This window comes from Mycobacterium marinum (genome assembly GCF_003391395.1).
Taxonomy (GTDB): domain Bacteria; phylum Actinomycetota; class Actinomycetes; order Mycobacteriales; family Mycobacteriaceae; genus Mycobacterium; species Mycobacterium marinum.
Window position 1 is genome coordinate 1,077,397 of the sequence record NZ_CP024190.1, and the last position, 16,724, is coordinate 1,094,120.

Consider the following 16,724-nt stretch of genomic DNA (forward strand, 5'->3'; position numbering starts at 1 on the left):
GATGCCAGTCAATGCCAGCAAGGCGTATTGCAGTCAGATGCGACGCTGCAGCCGAATGCATCCCGGTCGCGATGTTTCTGCTCGAAGAGTCCCACTCACAGGTAGGCGGCGAAAGGGCAAATTGCACAGTGCTCGGACGTGCGGTGGATGGGCCGATCGTCAAGGCCCGGACTTGCCGGGGGTGACTTTCCGTCCCTGGCGCGAGGACCTTTGGCCCTGCCCCGCATCCAGATTCGCCGCGTAGGAATGAGTCATGCGGCACAAAGCAGATTTGCCACCCGTTATCGATGTCGAGGTGAGCGCCCGCGGCGACTTGCCCGGTGCGGCCGAATACGCGCGCACCAAGATCGGCCAACTCGGCCGCTTGGCGCACCGGCCTGTGCTTTCTGCCCGCGTTCGAATCTCCCAGCATCCCGATCCGGCGGTGTCGCGACCCGTGGTCGCGCAGGCCAATTTCAACGTCGACGGGCGGTTGGTCCGCGCCCAGGTTCATGGCGCTACCGCGCAGGAGGCGATCGATCGGCTCGATGCGCGACTGCGGCGCCGGCTGGAGCGGGTGGCCGAGCACTGGGAGGCCCGACGCGGCCAGCAGCCCGACGCCGGTCGCGCCGAATGGCGGCACGAATCCGAGCCCCGGCAACGCGACACCTACTTTCCGCGTCCGCCCGAGGAACGCGAGGTCATCCGCCGCAAGTCGTTCACGATGGCGCCGTGCACGGTCGATGACGCCGCCACCGAAATGGGTTTGCTCGACTACGATTTCCACCTTTTCACCGAGCAGGGCACGGGCATGGCCGGCGTCCTCTACCGCGGCGGTCCGACCGGCTATCGGTTGGCGCTGGTTGCACCCGCTACTGCCGATCAGCTCAGCCCGTTCGAGCTGCCGCTGTCCATCAGCCCGCATCCGGCGCCAATTCTGACCGAGGCGGAGGCGGCCGAGCGACTCGGCGTCCTTGGTCTACCGTTTCTGTTCTTCATCGATGCCGCCCAGGGCCGCGCCGGGGTGCTGTACCACCGCTATGACGGGCACTACGGGTTGATTACGCCGGCCGGCTAGCCCGCGGAATTGCGGACCGACTCGGCAGCCGCGCCGGCGCGATTCACCCTGGCTGATCGTGCGCCATCAGGTCTGCGTCGGCGCCGAAATGGACGGCCGCGTTGACGACAGCACCTTCGATCCGGCGCAGCGAGTTCACCGCGGCCAGCAGGTGACGCGGATTGGTCCCGGGGGCGGCCCGATTGATCGCGTCGGCGTGCTGCCTGACCACCGCCTCGGCCGCATCGAGGGAGTCGGCGGCGGGCGTGATGGCCACGTCCTGGGTCCCGTCGAGGGCAGTGACCAGCGCGTCGATGTTGCGCCGGATCTGGGCCGCCGCGGTCGTGATGGCATCGGAAAGTCCGTGGGGACATCCCGGATCCAGGTATTGCTCGCTTCGGCGGGCCAGAATCCGTGCGTAGCGGTCACAGATGGTGAGCAACCGCACCGAGTGCTGGATGCTTCTTCGGCCGGCGAATCCGGCGACACCAGCGAGCATCGGTTTGGCCGTGACCCGGAACTGCTGCAGGTCTCGATCGAGTTCACGCGCCCGCTCGGTGGGGCTGTCGGTCACGTCGTCGTCGAACATGGTCGCGATGGAGATCTCGATCAATTCGGACAGCGTTGTCAAGAAGGCCCGGGTATCGCGGCGTACCACCGTCCCAATGGTGGTCGGCAGCACCAGGATTGCGACGGCAACGCCAATAACGGCGCCGATCGCGGTCTCCTCGATCCGCAGCATCAGCACACCGAAGGTGAACTTGCCGAGCAGCCCGTACAGCAGCGCCAGCATCGTGGTGATCCAGAACGTCATCAGGCTGTAGGTGACCTGCATGAAATAGACGGCGAAGAACAGGCACGCGAAGATCATGACGACCGAGAAGACTCTGTCGCCGGCGACCACCGTGGCGACCAGCACGCCGCAGGGCACGCCGAGCACGGTGCCCAGTAACCGCTGCCAACCCTTGGTGAGGGTTTCGCCCCACGAATTGGTGCCGGCAAAGACCACGAATGCCGCAATCACCGCCCAATACCAGTGCAGCGGCGAAACCAACTCACCGGTGACGATCGCCAGTGACGCCGCGATGCTGACCTGGATGGCTTGTCGTGTGGTGGGCGCCAGCCCGGCTTCGCCGGGCCCACCATCTGCCGCAGTGTCCTCGGGTACCGGCTGCACCACGTCGTTGTTGTCCGGATCGGGCGGGGCCGCGGTGGCATCACCGATGAGCTCGCGGACCTCCGTGGTCGCCGTCGCCGCGGCGACGATGGCCAGGCCGAGGCGGCGCACGGCGCCCTGGCTCGGGTCGTCGGTCGGGGCCGGAGGGGGCTGACCGTCCAGGAGCCGCTGAGCCCGGCTGGCGGCCTGGTGCAGGCCCTCGGTTCGCGGCCCCCGGATGGCCCACGCGAGTTGGGTAAGCGTGTCAGCCAGCTCGATACGGGTGGCGGCCGGAATCTCCTCGGCGATGGCCATGGCACGGTGGCCCGCGATGGCGACCCATTCGACGGAGAGTTCGGCGTCGAACAGCCACGGTGCGAGTTGCTCTGCGCTGATCCCCGGCCACAGCGTGGCGGGATGGGTCTTGTCCTCGATCTGGCTCTGCACCAGCAAAGCGGTCTCGTTGAGCCGGGCAATCCGGGCCCGCATGCGGCGGCGGCGCCGCTCATCGAGCCGACCCGCTCGCACGGTGTCGGCGGCGGTGTCCACCACGATCGCCATCCGCGCTCGCAGCGAGCGAATCGTGGCGCGCAGCACACTTTCTGGGCGGTCGGGCAGCACATAGGTGCTCATCACAAACGTGCACAGGGTGCCAACCAGCACGGCGCCGATCATCCAGGGCAACTGGGCCACCCCGGCCCGCAGATACAGGCTGAAGAAGTAGGCCATGAATGCGACCATGCCCAGCGCCCGTCCACGCGGCCCGAAGCGGCGGACATAGACCGCGGCGAACACGATCACCACGAACGCCACCTCGGCGGCGATCAGGTGCGGCGCGAGCAGCGCGGCCACGCTGATCGACAGCGCCGCGGGTACCGGCAGCAGCGCCATGGTGATCTGCTGTTGTCGGGAGTCGGGATCGTCGACGGAACGGGCCGCGATCATGGTGATGACGACACCGATCAGAGCGACGGTCAACGGCTGCCCGGTCGCCATCGTCAGCAGGTACAACACCAGCAGCGAACAGCCCAGCGCCGCGGTGGTCCGAGTGGCCATCCGTAGCCGCAGCAGTCCGGGGTCGGAACCAATTGCCCAGCTCTGTGCCCGCTGCAAACGTGCCGCCATCGACTCCGGTATCCGGGTGTCAACGGCCGGCCGGTCCTGCACGTCATCTCGACGGGACACCCCGAACCATCCTTCTTGTGATCTAGTCGCTGCTCACGACGTTACGGAAAGCATGCCGCGGATCGGGTGGACGGGCTCGCCGGGCGTCCCGCGCGGTACATATGAATGATGGACGGCTATCTGGACGTCCGGGCCTACGCCGAACTCGGCGACTTCCTGGAGCCCCAGGCACGCGGCGCGACCGTGCGCCGGCCGTTCCGCAGCCATCAGACGGTCAAGGATGTGCTGGAGGCGATGGGCATCCCGCACACCGAGATCGATCTCATCCTGGTGAACGGAGAACCCGCAGAGTTCGGCCACCGGCCGGCGGCCGGCGACCGGATCGCCGTGTACCCGATGTTCGAGGCGCTCGACATCGGGCTGACCAGCAGGCTGCGGCCGGTGCCGCTGCGTCATCCACGGTTTGTGGTCGACGTCAATCTCGGTCGGCTCGCCCGGCTGATGCGACTACTCGGACTCGATGTTTGGTGGTCCAGCGTGGCCGATGACCCGGCGCTGGTCGACATCAGCCTGGCCGAGCAGCGGATCCTGCTCACCCGCGACCGCGGGCTGCTGAAGCGTCGTGCGGTCACCCATGGCCTGTTCGTGCACTCCCAGCAACCCCAGGAACAGCTGCTCGAAGTGATACGGCGACTGGACCTGCGGCAGCGGTTGGCGCCCCTGTCGCGCTGCGTGCGGTGCAACGGCCGCTTGATCCCGGTTGCCAAGGAAGAGGTCATCGATCGCCTGGAGCCGCTGACTCGCCAGCACTACGACGATTTCAGCCGTTGCTCGGACTGCGGACGGATCTATTGGGCCGGCTCCCATCATGCCCGGCTGGCCGGGCTGGTGCAGGCAATCCTGGGCCAGCTGGCTAGCGGGCCGGCTCGGGCAGACTGAAGGTGGGCATCGTCATTTTCCAGACACAGGATTTGTCGATGTCGCGGCTCGGATCGTCGACGAATGCCGTCACGATCGACTGGGCGCACGCCGAATTCGGCAGGACACCATGGCCCACCCCGGGAAACCGCACCAGCTGCGAGTTGCCCAGCCCGGGGGTGATCTCCTCGGCCCACTGTGGCGCGGTGCTGGAGTCGAACGTGCCCGACAGGATGAGGGTGGGCACCCCGCTGGACACCGACAGACGATCGGCAGTGTCGGATCTACCCAACCCCCAGGCGGCGCACTCGCGGAAGATCCAACTGCCGGTCGGGGTGATGCGCAGCACCGAATCGGGCAGGCCGGGGATCGCTGTTCGTGCCCGCGACAGCGCCTGCTCCGGCGTGGTCCAGTTGGCCATCTCCTGGCAGTAGGTGCCCAGCGCCAGACCGGCGCCCAGCAGGCCGCGGTGCTCGGGTGGCGGGACAGTCTCGGCAATCCCGGCGGCGGCCAGCCTGCCCTCACCCCTGGCCAGCGCGAATATCATCCGCGGAATGTCGGTCACCTTGGCTGGGTCGGCGCTCCAGCCGAGCACCAGGGGCACCACCTTGAACCCATCGATAGTGACCTGCACCGGGTCGCCGTTGGCATCAGAGGTACTGACCTTCAAGGGTTTCCGGCTCAGCGTGCTGACCACGTTGACGAACACCGTTGCCAGATCCGGATAGGCTTGCGCGCACCCGGGTTGGTCATTGCACGCTCCAATGATCGCGGCCAGGCCGCTTGCGGGGGCTTGCCACCAGCGGTCGATCAGGTTGAACGACGTCGGGACCACCGAGTCCAACACCATCGACCGGATGCCTTCGCGGTGGGTACGCAGCAGCTGCTGCGCCAGGTCGCTGCCGTATGAGACCCCGTAGACGTTCCACTTCTCGATGCCCAGTTGCTTGCGTAGCGCAGCGATGTCCGCCGCGTTCTCCCGTGAGCTGTAGGACGCCAGATGAAAGCCCTCAGCCACCAGCCTGTTTCGGCATGCGGTGACGGCCGCCGCGTCCAGATCCGCGGTAGCCGGGGCCTCGAAGTCCAAATCGAGGGCCCGCACCGCGAAGTCATCCATTTCCGGACAGCTCAGGTGTGGATCGCTGTGTAGGGTGCCGCGCTGGTTGACGAAGATGACGTCGCGGTCGGCGTTCAAACCGCCGGCGACAACCCGGGGTGCGCTCAGTGTTGCCGCGCCCCCGGGTCCACCCGCGAGGTAGACGATGGGGTCGGCCTTGGGCTTGTCGCTGACCGCTTTTACCCGTGCCACCAGGAGTCGGATGGTGCGACTCTGCGGATCGAGGCGATTTTCCGGGACGGTGAGATAACCGCAGCTGTAGTTGGCTCCCAGCTCCGCCTGGGGCACGCCGGGAAAATTCGGCTCCGGACATGGCGCCGCGTCGTAGTGAGTCGTTTGGCGCCCACCGCCACACGCGACCAGGCTCACCGCTATCACCACACACAACAGCCAGGCCATGGTCCCGCGTAGAACATGGGAAGCGTTATTTCGCAATGTATTTCGCACGATTTCTGAAGTGTCACCCGGCCGGAGTCAACTTGATCGCGGCAAACTGCAGCCGGTCGACGGCCTCGGTGAACTCGTCGAGCGTGGGGATCCGCCGGTCGCGAAACTTCAAACCCATCATCCGCTGCGCGCGGCGCGGGCCGTAAGACCGGGCACATCGCAGACACAGGTCGGCGACCACGTCCGGGTCCCGGATGAGGTCGCCGCGCATGGCTGTCGTCTTCCCGTTGTGCACTACCTGGGCGGTGGCACCACCGCTGAAGTTGTACTTCCATGCGGCGCCGGTCAGGGCGTACAGCACGTTGTCGATGACATGGGCGCTCAACGGAAGTGAGAAGTGCCGTCCCGACTTGCGGCCGGTGAAGTCGAGCACCATCAGCTGGTTGCCCAGTGAGCCGGCGAGCGGTGTGCGCAAGAGAAAACCGAGCACCGGGTTGATGGCACGAAGTAGTGCTGACGGTGGATGCCCCACCTCCACCGGATACGACTGCTCTGTCATGCAAACACCGTAGGACAACACGATGGTGTGCGGCAGTGCCGCCGCGAGTACAGCTCCGTTCGGCGATCACGCCGGCCCCGCCCAGCAGCGTCGCAGTGGCAGGCACCCAGCGATCAGAAGATCGAGTCGACCTGGTCCGCGATGGGGTTGCCGGCGGCGTCGCGGACCGGTCCCTTCGACCCGTCGGAGTTGACGAACGCCTGCCCACACGGATACGGCGGGTGCTGGGGGAGCGGGTCCATGAACATCGGGTTGACGGCCCACTTGCCGCCTTTGGTGTACAGGCCGTCGTAGGCCCGGCACATGAGCTCGGCTTTGTTGCGGTTGATGGCCAGTGACACCGCGGTCGCGTCGCCCACGAACGTGGCGTCGCTGTTCGAGTCACCCGCAGCAAGCACCTGGCGACGGTCCTGCGGGAGTTGGTCGAAGGCTTGCGGGCCGTCAACGCCGAAGATGACTTGATTGGCCCAACAACGCTTGCCGTCGGCAAACGGCATCACCGAATCCTCGCCGTCGCGAACCCCGCCGCAGCCGAGGAGATGAGCGGTCAGTTTCCCGGATTGGTCGGCAACGCTGCGGACACCCACGACGTGCTGGTCATCGATGCCCACTTCGCCCGCCCACACCTTGATGACCGGTTCGGGAGATGCCGACACCACCCAGGCGTCGATGCCATGGGCCTGCAGAGTCGCGATGAGGTCTTTGATCTGGGGATAGACGCGAATGTAACCGTCGACATCTTCAGTGCCCACCTTCTGGGTGGCGCCGACATCGGCGGCGAGATTCTGTTGCTTTGCCGCGGCGGCGAATTGGGCGAGTTCCTCGGCGCTGTAGCCGGCCGACAGCGCGTTGCCCCAGGCGTAGGAACCCTCCAGGCGACGCGCGTCACTGCCGGCAAAAGCGGGCCGTCCCGTCGTCGTTTGGCCCCCAAGAAGCGACAGGATCTCGTCCGCGCACAACGCATTGCTGCTGGTCGGAAGCGGCTCGCCGGCGGGCACATCCTTGCCGCAAGCCGCACTCAGCGCGTCGGCGGCCGCATCGGTCAGGTAGCGCCCCGTGTTGCGCCAATCCTGGTTGGCGGGCTGCAGCACCAAATCGTGCGTCAGCATGTAGTAATTGGTCGCATAACCGATGTCGTTCTTGACGACGGTGTTGTCCCAGTCGAAGATCGCGACCTTGTGTGCAGCGCCGTCGGCGGTGCCGGTGCACTTGCTGTTGGCATTGATGGCGGATTGCAGAAACTCGCGTACGCCGTCATGCCATTCAAGAGACGCGTCGAGCTCACGACAGCCGGACCCGTATTCGCCGGATGCTGGGCTGGTGGGTCGATCGGTCGAGCAACCGCTGACGCCGCCAAGCAGAGTCGCCACTGCCAACAGCGCAACGATGAGTCGGGTCGGTGGTATCAATGGGCGCCCTTCGTCATGTCAACGAACACCGGCCAGCGGCTTGATCGGAAGCTGAGTCGCTTGTCCGACCTGACGATTGTGACTGATTGCGGGTCGGGCTGCCCCGCAAGGCGACGGCGCCACGCCGGCCTGGCGGACGGGATCGGAAAAACGCACCGCGGAGTGCGTGCAGCTCCGCGGTGCGTTTTGGTTGGCGCGCCCGGCTAGGGGGTGATCTTGGTCTGGTCGTCGATCACGCCGGTGGCATCCATCAACACGTCTTGCTCGCTGTCGAGGGCATCGGCGTCGAGCTGAAGCACGAACAGGCCGTCCTGGCTGGGGATCACCACCGTCTTCTGCGCGACCGCCCGCTGCTTGCCGTTCTTGGTGTAGGAACCGCCGAGCTGCCATGCCTGGAAGCCGCTGAGTGTGGAGGCACTGCCGTTGTTGCTGCCCTCGTACCCGGGCAGGTTTTTCAGCTCGCCCGGGGCGAATTCGAGAATCTTGGCGGCCTCGACGTTGCCGGTGAGTTTGGACAAGATCGCCACGATGGTGGGCGGGTCGCTGGGATCAGCGGGTTGGGTGTAGGCGATGCCACCGTAGGGTGCGCCCGAGCCTTCGGGTAGCAGTTGCCAGCCGTCGGGCACCGGCAGATCGATGTTCGGGGATCCGGGGTCGCCGTGGTGCACGGGGGTTTCCTGGATGTCGTTGTCCCGGATGTAGTCAGCGATCGTGTAGTTGGCTTGGGCGCCCGGTGTTGGGCTGGTCGCCGACGTCGTGGTGGACGTCGACGTGGACGTGGACGTCGATGTGGAGGTCTTGGTGTCACTCGTCGTGCCAGACCCGCAGGCAACCAGCGTCAGGCTTAGCGCCGCAGTTGCCAGCACCGCGGTGAGGTCCTTCATGTCTTGCATCTCCTGAATTTTGGGGCCCCGGTATCTGCTCCGGCGACATCCGGACCGACATTAGCCCAACCGGTGCGCAGCGTTGCGGCAATGCCCCAACTACCGGTGCTAACGGTGTCGAGCCGGCGGATGCCGGCGGTTGCCCTGGCCCCGATCGCCGAAAATGTGATGGCGCGCATTGTCCTGTCATCGGCCTGGATTAATGCCGAAATCCCCACGGGAAGGCTCGGCGTGCAGTAATGAGACACGTATGCGGTCACCGAGGTTGCTGCGGGGCCTTGCCGCGCTCCTCGCGGTGCTGGGCCTGTTGCTGCCGTTGATTGCGGCCGCGCCGCCGCGTGCCTACGACGGCGAACCGTCGTTGGTGGCTAACCCCGTCGACTACGTCGACACGCTGGTCGGCACCGGGACCGGGGGCGAGATCGTCGGGGAGATCAACAATTTCCCCGGCGCAGCGGTGCCGTTCGGCATGGTGCAGTACTCGCCGGACACCACCGACAACTATGCCGGCTACGACTACCAGAATCCCCGTTCCACCGGGTTCAGCATGACGCACGCCTCGGTGGGCTGCGCTGCCTTCGGCGACATTTCGGTGTTGCCCACCACCACCGCGATCAGTGCGCAACCTTGGCGCGGGGCCGAGCGGATTGCCCACGACGACAGCGAAGTGGGGGTCCCCGGCTATTACTCGGTGCACTTTCCGGCCACCGGGGTGACCGCGGAGCTCACTGCCACCACCCGCACCGGCTTCGGCCGGTTCAGCTACCCGCGCGATGGCCGGCCGGCCTTGCTGCGGGTGCAGTCCGGGGCGTCGCTGGCGGGCAACTCGCGCTCGACAATCCAGCTCGGGGCGGACAACACCACGATCACCGGTTGGGCGACCAGCGGCGGATTCTGCGGCAAGAACAACACCTACACCGTGTACTTCGCGATGAAGTTCAACCAGCCGTTCATCTCCTACGGCGCGTGGGACGGCTACGCGGTCTACGCCGGGGTCCGCGGCGCGCATTCCCGGCGCAGCGGGGCTTATGTGGAGTTTCCGTCCGGCGCCGCACTCGAGGTGCAAACCGCGATCTCCTACGTGGGCATCGACGGCGCACGAGCGAACCTCGCGGCCGAGGGGGCGGCGAGTTTCGACGACGTTCGCACCGCCGCCGCGAGGGAGTGGAACGCGGCGTTGTTGCGCATCGCGGTGGCCGGCCGTGACCCCGACGAGCTGGTGACCTTCTACAGCTGCCTCTACCGTTCACTGTTGCACCCCAACACCTTCAACGATGCCGACGGTCGATACCTCGGGTTTGACGGTGCCATTCACACGGTGCCCCAGGGACATACCCAATATGCCAATTTCTCCGACTGGGACACCTATCGCAGCCTGGCCGCTCTGCAAGGGCTGCTCTTCCCCAGCCAGGCCAGCGACATGGCCCAGTCACTGGTCAACGACGCAGAGCAGAGCGGTGCGTTTCCGCGCTGGCCCCTTGCGAATTCGTCGACGGGCATGATGACCGGGGACAATGCGGTGCCGCTGATCGTAAATCTCTATACCTTCGGCGCCAAGGACTTCGACGTTCACACCGCGCTGCGTTACATGGTGAACGCGGCGACGCGGGGCGGCGTCGGCCTCAACGGTTATGTCGAGCGGCCGGGAATCACCACCTACCAAGAGTTGGGTTTCGGGCCGCAGGTGAGCGAATTCGCTACCGGCGGGCGCATCGCGGGCGCATCGATCACCCTGGAATGGGCCATCGACGACTTCACCATCTCCCGATTCGCGCAGGCGTTGGGCGACGACAAGACCGCCGCCGAATTCCAGCACCGGTCGCAGTACTGGCAGAACCTGTTCAACCCCAGCACCGGTTTCATCTCGCCACGGGATCGGATGGGATTCTTCCCCGACGGCCCGGGATTCACCGAGATCCCGGAGGGGTTTGGTCAAGACGGATTCGACGAGGGCAACGCCGAGCAATATCTGTGGATGGTGCCACAAAACATCGCCGGCCTGGTGACAGCGCTGGGCGGCCGTGCGGCGGCGGAAAACCGGCTGGATCGCTTCACCAAGAAGCTCAACGTGGGTCCAAACCAGCCCTACCTGTGGGCCGGCAATGAGCCGGGTTTCGGGGTGCCGTGGATCTACAACTACCTGGGAGCGCCGTGGAAGACGCAGCGGACGGTCAACCGAGTGCGCGGCCTGTTCGCGGCCACGCCCGACGGCGCGCCCGGCAACGACGATCTGGGCGCGCTGTCCAGCTGGTATGTCTGGGCGGCACTCGGTCTGTATCCGATCACGGCGGGGACGCCGATCCTGACGGTGAATACCCCCTTGTTCGACCGGGCCGTAATCAGCCTCCCCGCAGACAAATTCATCCAGCTTTCCGCGCCCGGCGCGTCCGCGCCCAGCCACATGAGGTACATCAATGGGCTGCGCATCAACGGTGCGGCCACTGACCAGACCTATCTTCCGGAGTCGATCATCACGACAGGCGGCGACGTCGCCTTTGAGCTTGCCGCCGTTCCCAACAAGCAGTGGGGTAGCGGACCGTCATCGGCGCCACCGTCGTTCGGCGCGGGCGGCTCGGCGGTGACGGTCAATGTCCCGCGGCCCATCATCAGGATTGCGCCCGGAACGACGCGAACCGTCAGGGTCGACCTACAACGGATGATCACCGGCATCGACGAGTTCACCATCACCGGAGAGTCCTCGACCGGCGGGATCACGGTGGTACCCACCTCTGGACGATTCGCCGAGAATGGATCGGCCACGACCCGGGTCGGAATCACGGTGGACAAGTCGGTCGACAACGAGTACTACCTGACGTATCTGACCACCACCGCCGGTGCAACCAGCCGGACATCGACCGTGCTGGTTGTGGTCCTCGGCTATGACGAGTGACCCGCGCGCGCCGCGGCCAGCGCTAGATCATTTCGCTCTTGGTCAGCCACCGCATTATCGGCCAGCCCAGAAACACCGGTAGCCAGCAGGTGAGCACGCGGTACAGCAGTACCGAGGGAACGCCGATCGCCGCGGGCACCCCGAACGCGGCCAGCCCACCGATCAGTGCCGCCTCGACGGCGCCGACACCGCCGGGTGTCGGCGCGGCCGAGGCCAGCGTCCCGCCGACCATCGTCACCACCGTGACGGTGACAAATGTGGTTCCGCCGCCGAAGGCTTCGATGCTGGCCCATAGCGCCAGCGCGGCGCCGAGAGTCGTTCCCGCGCAACCCAGCAGGATGATGGCCAATCGCTTGGGCTCCCGGCCCAGCACAATCAGGTCGCTGGTGACCTCTTTGAGCTTGGGACGCACTTCCGTCGACAGCCAGCGCCGCAAGTTGGGTACGAACAAGAACGTTCCGATGATGCCCAGCGCCACACCCGCGATCAGGTACACCACGGTGCCGGTGGGCACGAAATGCGATAGATCGGTTGAGGTTCCCGCGACGGTGCTGAACAGGATCAGCAACGCCAGGTGAACAATCACCTGGACCGACTGCTGCAGCGCTACGGCTGCGGTGGCCCGTAACGCGCTCAGACCGCTCTTCTGCAGGAACCGGGTGCTCAGTGCGAGGCCACCGACGCCGGCCGGGGTGGTTGTTGCCGCAAAGGTATTGGCCACCTGCACGATCGATAGCCTCCAGAAGCTGACCTGCCCGTCGGCGCAGGTCCACAATGCCGCCGCAGCGCCGACATAGGTCAGTGCCGACACCGCCAACCCGAGCAGTGCCCACGTCCAGTTGGCGGTTCTGAGCTGGGAGAAAAAGGTCGGCACGGTGCTGATGAACGGATACGCGACGTACACCAGCGCGCCGATCAGCACCAGTTGGATGAACTGGCTGCGACTGAACCGGGTGATCGTCTGGCTCTCGATCTGATCGGCACCGGTCTGGCGCTTGACCTCGGTGCGGGCGCCGGCGATGACGGTCTTGGCGTTGGCCACAGATTCGCGGATGCGCTTGGGCACGGCGGATTTGGTGAGCCGGCGCGAGGCCATCAGGATGGTGTCTTTGCCGAATGCTTCGATCGCGGCGTTCACCGCGGGCTGCGCGCCGTACAGTGCCGAGGTGGTCACCAGGAGTTGGGCGATATCCGATTGGAGTTGGGCGTCGGTGGCCCCATATTCGGCGTTGCCGAACCCCCCGAACAGGACCTTGTCCTCATCGACTGTGATCTCGTGGCAGCGCAAGTCCCCGTGCGAGATCTGGTAGTCGTTGAGCGTTCGCAACGATTCCCACACCCGGCCAACCGGTGTCTGGGCGGTGCATTCATCCAGCGGTGTCCCGCGTACCGGGTTGTGCGCGTACAGCGTCCATTCGCGGTCGAGCGCGGCCAGCGCGATGGTCGAGGTATTGGCGACGCCCGCTTCCCCGATCGCGATGGCCATCAGGGCGCGGTGCTCGACCGCGCGGCGCATGGAGGCCTGCAGCGGTGCGGTTTCGGAGCCGCGCAGTCGCAGCTTCCACCAAAGTTGCCGCAGTGCGCCGCCGCTGCGCTGATGCGGGCCGTACAACTCGATAGCCGCCCGGCATTCGGGGTCGGGGGAGGTGGCCGCCAGCACTAGTGGACCGGCGCCGCCCGGCCGCACCACCGTGAGCATCGATACCGCGAATCCACGCTTGGCCATGGCACGGACCGCACCTTCCAAGGGCACCTCGAGAGCGGGCGTGCCAACGACTAGGACCACCAGCGCGCCGACGAACCACCCCACGGCCAGTCCCAGCAACGAACGGGCCGGCACGATGGCGCTGATGACCAGGTGGATCGGCACGAAGGCCAACAACAATCCCCACCACCAATGTCGCCAGCGGGCGGGCAGCCAGGGGCCTGACACGGTGAGTACCGCCGCGACCATCGCTATCCACCGCGGGTCATCCAGAAACTGGGCCGGCAGGGTGGTGAGCTTCTCGGACAGGTCGAAATGCCACCGGGGGGCCGAAATTCGGTTGCTGCTGATCGACAACGGCAGAACGGCCATGATTGCCGCGGCCGCGTAGGCGCCGAGCAGTTTCCATTGTCGGCTCACGATCAGCCCGATCAGAATCACGAATGGCAACGCCAGAATCGCCGCACCGTAAGCCAGGTAAACCAGATCGGATTGGGTGGGGGTAAGAACGCCGACAATTTCGGAGATCGATTTCTCCAACGCCACCCACCGCGGGCGGGTGATCACCGAACTCGTCACCACGACCACGAGGAAGACCACCGCTACGACCAGCCAGATGATGTCGTTGGTGCGTCTGGTTATCGGAGGCAGCAAGCTACCGGAAACGGTGATCTCGCGTCCGTCAACTCGCATATGCCCAACGGTCCGGTGGACCGATTCCCCTCTCCACGGCTCGCCGACAACTTACCTGTGGGAACAGGATTACAGGTGGGCCTAGGCAATCCAAACCGCCGCACGCGAATCGCCACCCGCGATGTTCATGGACCTTCCTTGTCGCTGCGTCAGAACCGTTGCGGATGAAAAATGGCGTTGGTGCGGGCCCGGCCCCGCACAACCGCGTCGAGGTGTGCCGCAGGAATCCATTCGGTGGTGGGGTTCTTGAGCTTTCGGTTCGCCCACACTCGGCCCAGTCGCTCACCTGGTGCACTTCGGTGAGGTGACCGGCAGGTCCAGCCGGCGAACGAGTAACCACGATGCTTGGCGTGCAGCACAATTCGATGCCAGCGCGAGGCGATGTGGCGGGTGTGGTATGGGCCGGGTCAACGTCTGGCGGTGAAGATCCGCGTGACTGGGCACCTGATGCTTGGGAAATGACCTAACGGACACCGTTTTCCGGTGCCGTTGCTGGACTAACTCGCCGCACCCTTGACCACCCGGCCGTTCTTGATGATGGTGGTGAACGTCTCGTCGGGTCGGGCGATCAGCGAGATGTCGGCAATCGGATCCCCGTCGACCAGGATCAGGTCGGCCAGCGCGCCTTCGGTAACCACGCCTAGCCGCCCCGGGTACGGGTTGCGCGGCCCCGACATCGCCAGCAACTCGGCGTTGCGGATCGTCGCCTGCTGCAGCACCTCGGCGGGCGTGAACCAGCGGGTGAGCTTTGCCAGCTGAGCACCCTGGCGGCTGGCGAGCTTGGCGTCGAACAACGTGTCGGTACCGAACGCGATCTTGACGCCGTGCTTGATCGCCAGCTGATATGCGGTGTCGGTGCCCGCGACCATCTGCTTGAACTTGGGCACGCTCGGGGGAGGCACCGCCACCGCGTCCTCGTCATCCAGGAACGGTTGCAGGCACCACCAGATGTCCTTTTCGGCGAGCAGCGCGGCGGTCGGTTCATCGATCAGTTGACCGTGTTCGACGCAGCGGACACCGGCGGCGATCGCGGCCCGGATGGCGCGAGGGGTGTAGGCGTGCACGGTGACGTAGGTGCCCCAGTTTTCGGCGGCCTCCACCGCCGCGCGCATTTCGGCCTCGGTGAACTGGGCAACATCGAGCGGGTCGTATGCGGAGGTGACGCCACCGCCGGCCATCAGCTTCAGTTGTGACGCGCCGCGGCGCAGCATCTCCCGCGCCCCGCGCAATACCTCGGCCTCGCCGTCGGCGATCACCGCCGCGCCGATGATCTCGGTGTAGCTCAGGTGGCCGCACACCCCACGCGGCACCTCGTTGGGCAGCCGGAAATCCCCGTGCCCGCCCGACTGGGAAATGAAGCCGCCCGCCGGGTAGATCCGCGGGCCCGGAATCGAGCCCTCGTCGATCGCCTGCTTGACGCCGAACACCGGACCACCGAGGTCGCGGACGGTGGTGAAGCCGCGCAACAGTGTCTCGCGGGCACTGACCACGGCCCTGGCGACCACGTAGCCGAACTCGCTGACCTGGGCCAGCGCTGCCGGGATGGTGGTGAACATCGCATGCCAGTGCGCATCGATCAGCCCGGGTAACAGTGTCTTGCCGGTGCCGTCGATGGCTGGGTCGGACAATGCCGCGGCGCCCGCCGGTGCGATGCTGGCGATCACGGGGCCGCGGACGGTCACGTCGACCGGCCCGGTGATCCGGCCGTCGACGCTGTCGAAGACCTTGACGTTTGAGATATGCAGCTCGTTTGGTTCCATCCGGGCTCCTCGTCGAGTGTGCTTGTAGGTTACGTGTATCCCCGCAGCTGAACCGCCGGCGGCTCGCGTCCGTGCCCGTGCTGCTGACGTATGTTCGCCAGGGAGGCGTTGATCGACGGGAGGAGCCGGGCATGGCGCGGACCGAGGACGACAGCTGGGAAATCACCGAGAGCGTCGGGGCGACGGCGCTGGGTGTGGCTTCGGCGCGGGCGGCCGAGACTCGAAGCCAGCATCCGTTGATCAGCGATCCATTCGCACAGGTATTCCTCGACGCGGTCGGCGACGGCGTGTGGAACTGGCACTCGGCGCCGCAACTGCCGGCCGAACTGCTCGAAATCGAACCGGATCTGCCGCTGCAGATGGAGGCGATGGTCAGCTACATGGCCTCGCGGACGGCGTTTTTCGACGAGTTCTTCCTGGACGCGACGCGCGCGGGGATCGGTCAGGCGGTGATCCTGGCGGCCGGACTGGACTCGCGCGCCTGGCGGCTGCCCTGGCCAGCCGGCACGACGGTGTTCGAACTCGACCAGCCCAGGGTGCTGGAGTTCAAGGCTGCGACGTTGGCCGAGCACGGGGCCGAACCCGCCTGCGGCCGGGTCGCGGTCGCGGTAGACCTTCGTCAGGACTGGCCGACCGTGCTGCGCCAGGCCGGTTTTGACCCTTCGATGCCCAGCGTCTGGTCCGCCGAAGGGCTGATGCCGTACTTGCCCGCGGTGGCCCAGGACCTGCTGTTCGAGCGGGTTCAGGGACTGACCGTGCGCGCAAGCCGCATCGCCGTCGAGGCGCTGGGGCCGAAGTTCCTCGACCCGCAGGTTCGGGCCAACCGAAGTGCCCGGATGGAGCGGATCCGGGCGGTGATGGCGCGCGTGGAGCCGCAGCGGGAGATCCCCCGCACCGACGAACTGTGGTACTTCGAGGAACGCGAAGACGTCGGCGACTGGTTCCGGCGTCACGACTGGGACGTTACGGTGACGCCGTCGGGCGAGCTGATGGCCGGTTACGGCCGCGCGGCCGCAGCTCAGGTCGAGGACCGGGTGCCCACGAACCTGTTCGTCGCCGCGCAGCGCAAGTAGTCGCGACTAGGC

11 protein-coding genes are annotated in these 16,724 nt (G+C 66.2%); 4 read left to right on the plus strand and 7 right to left on the minus strand.

Annotated features, from left to right (window positions below):
- The first annotated feature begins 253 nt into the window (after positions 1-253).
- The gene (locus CCUG20998_RS04465) at positions 254-1,057 is read left to right on the plus strand and encodes a sigma 54 modulation/S30EA ribosomal C-terminal domain-containing protein (protein WP_012392864.1); all 804 of its coding nucleotides are present in this window, start codon (positions 254-256) and stop codon (positions 1,055-1,057) included.
- 43 nt (positions 1,058-1,100) lie between these two features.
- On the opposite strand, the gene CCUG20998_RS04470 is transcribed toward CCUG20998_RS04465, so the two are convergent.
- Complete coding sequence (locus CCUG20998_RS04470) at positions 1,101-3,317, minus strand: FUSC family protein (protein ID WP_050674480.1); 2,217 nt, start codon at positions 3,315-3,317, stop codon at positions 1,101-1,103.
- 168 nt (positions 3,318-3,485) lie between these two features.
- Between CCUG20998_RS04470 and CCUG20998_RS04475 the strand changes: the two genes are divergently transcribed.
- Positions 3,486-4,256 (plus strand): Mut7-C RNAse domain-containing protein, encoded by a 771-nt coding sequence (locus CCUG20998_RS04475; protein WP_038581353.1) that lies wholly within the window; start codon positions 3,486-3,488, stop codon positions 4,254-4,256.
- On the opposite strand, the gene CCUG20998_RS04480 is transcribed toward CCUG20998_RS04475, so the two are convergent.
- From CCUG20998_RS04480 to lpqN, 4 genes are all read right to left on the minus strand, one after another.
- Positions 4,231-5,751 (minus strand): alpha/beta fold hydrolase, encoded by a 1,521-nt coding sequence (locus CCUG20998_RS04480; RefSeq protein WP_020731873.1) that lies wholly within the window; start codon positions 5,749-5,751, stop codon positions 4,231-4,233. The genes CCUG20998_RS04475 and CCUG20998_RS04480 overlap by 26 nt on opposite strands.
- Positions 5,752-5,812: 61 nt before the next feature.
- Entirely contained in the window at positions 5,813-6,298 is a 486-nt protein-coding gene (locus CCUG20998_RS04485; protein ID WP_020731874.1) for a hypothetical protein, read from the minus strand.
- A gap of 113 nt (positions 6,299-6,411) precedes the next feature.
- Positions 6,412-7,707 (minus strand): haloacid dehalogenase-like hydrolase, encoded by a 1,296-nt coding sequence (locus tag CCUG20998_RS04490; protein WP_103654018.1) that lies wholly within the window; start codon positions 7,705-7,707, stop codon positions 6,412-6,414.
- A 203-nt stretch (positions 7,708-7,910) separates the two neighbouring features.
- Positions 7,911-8,591: an envelope biogenesis lipoprotein LpqN gene (lpqN, locus tag CCUG20998_RS04495; RefSeq protein WP_020731876.1), complete on the minus strand. Its 681-nt coding sequence runs from the start codon at positions 8,589-8,591 to the stop codon at positions 7,911-7,913.
- A gap of 250 nt (positions 8,592-8,841) precedes the next feature.
- On the opposite strand from lpqN, the gene CCUG20998_RS04500 reads away from it, so the two are divergent.
- Positions 8,842-11,481: a GH92 family glycosyl hydrolase gene (locus tag CCUG20998_RS04500; protein WP_038578866.1), complete on the plus strand. Its 2,640-nt coding sequence runs from the start codon at positions 8,842-8,844 to the stop codon at positions 11,479-11,481.
- Positions 11,482-11,503: 22 nt separating this feature from the next.
- Here CCUG20998_RS04500 and CCUG20998_RS04505 read toward each other — a convergent pair whose 3' ends face one another.
- Both CCUG20998_RS04505 and CCUG20998_RS04510 read right to left on the minus strand, forming a co-directional pair.
- Positions 11,504-13,879 carry a lysylphosphatidylglycerol synthase transmembrane domain-containing protein gene (locus CCUG20998_RS04505; protein WP_020731879.1) on the minus strand — a complete coding sequence of 792 codons (2,376 nt, stop codon included), beginning with the start codon at positions 13,877-13,879 and terminating at the stop codon, positions 11,504-11,506.
- A gap of 497 nt (positions 13,880-14,376) precedes the next feature.
- Positions 14,377-15,639 carry a metal-dependent hydrolase family protein gene (locus tag CCUG20998_RS04510; RefSeq protein ID WP_020731881.1) on the minus strand — a complete coding sequence of 421 codons (1,263 nt, stop codon included), beginning with the start codon at positions 15,637-15,639 and terminating at the stop codon, positions 14,377-14,379.
- 131 nt (positions 15,640-15,770) lie between these two features.
- Between CCUG20998_RS04510 and CCUG20998_RS04515 the strand changes: the two genes are divergently transcribed.
- Positions 15,771-16,712, plus strand: a complete 942-nt coding sequence (locus CCUG20998_RS04515) for a class I SAM-dependent methyltransferase (RefSeq protein WP_020731882.1) — start codon at positions 15,771-15,773, stop codon at positions 16,710-16,712.
- Positions 16,713-16,724 lie beyond the last annotated feature (12 nt).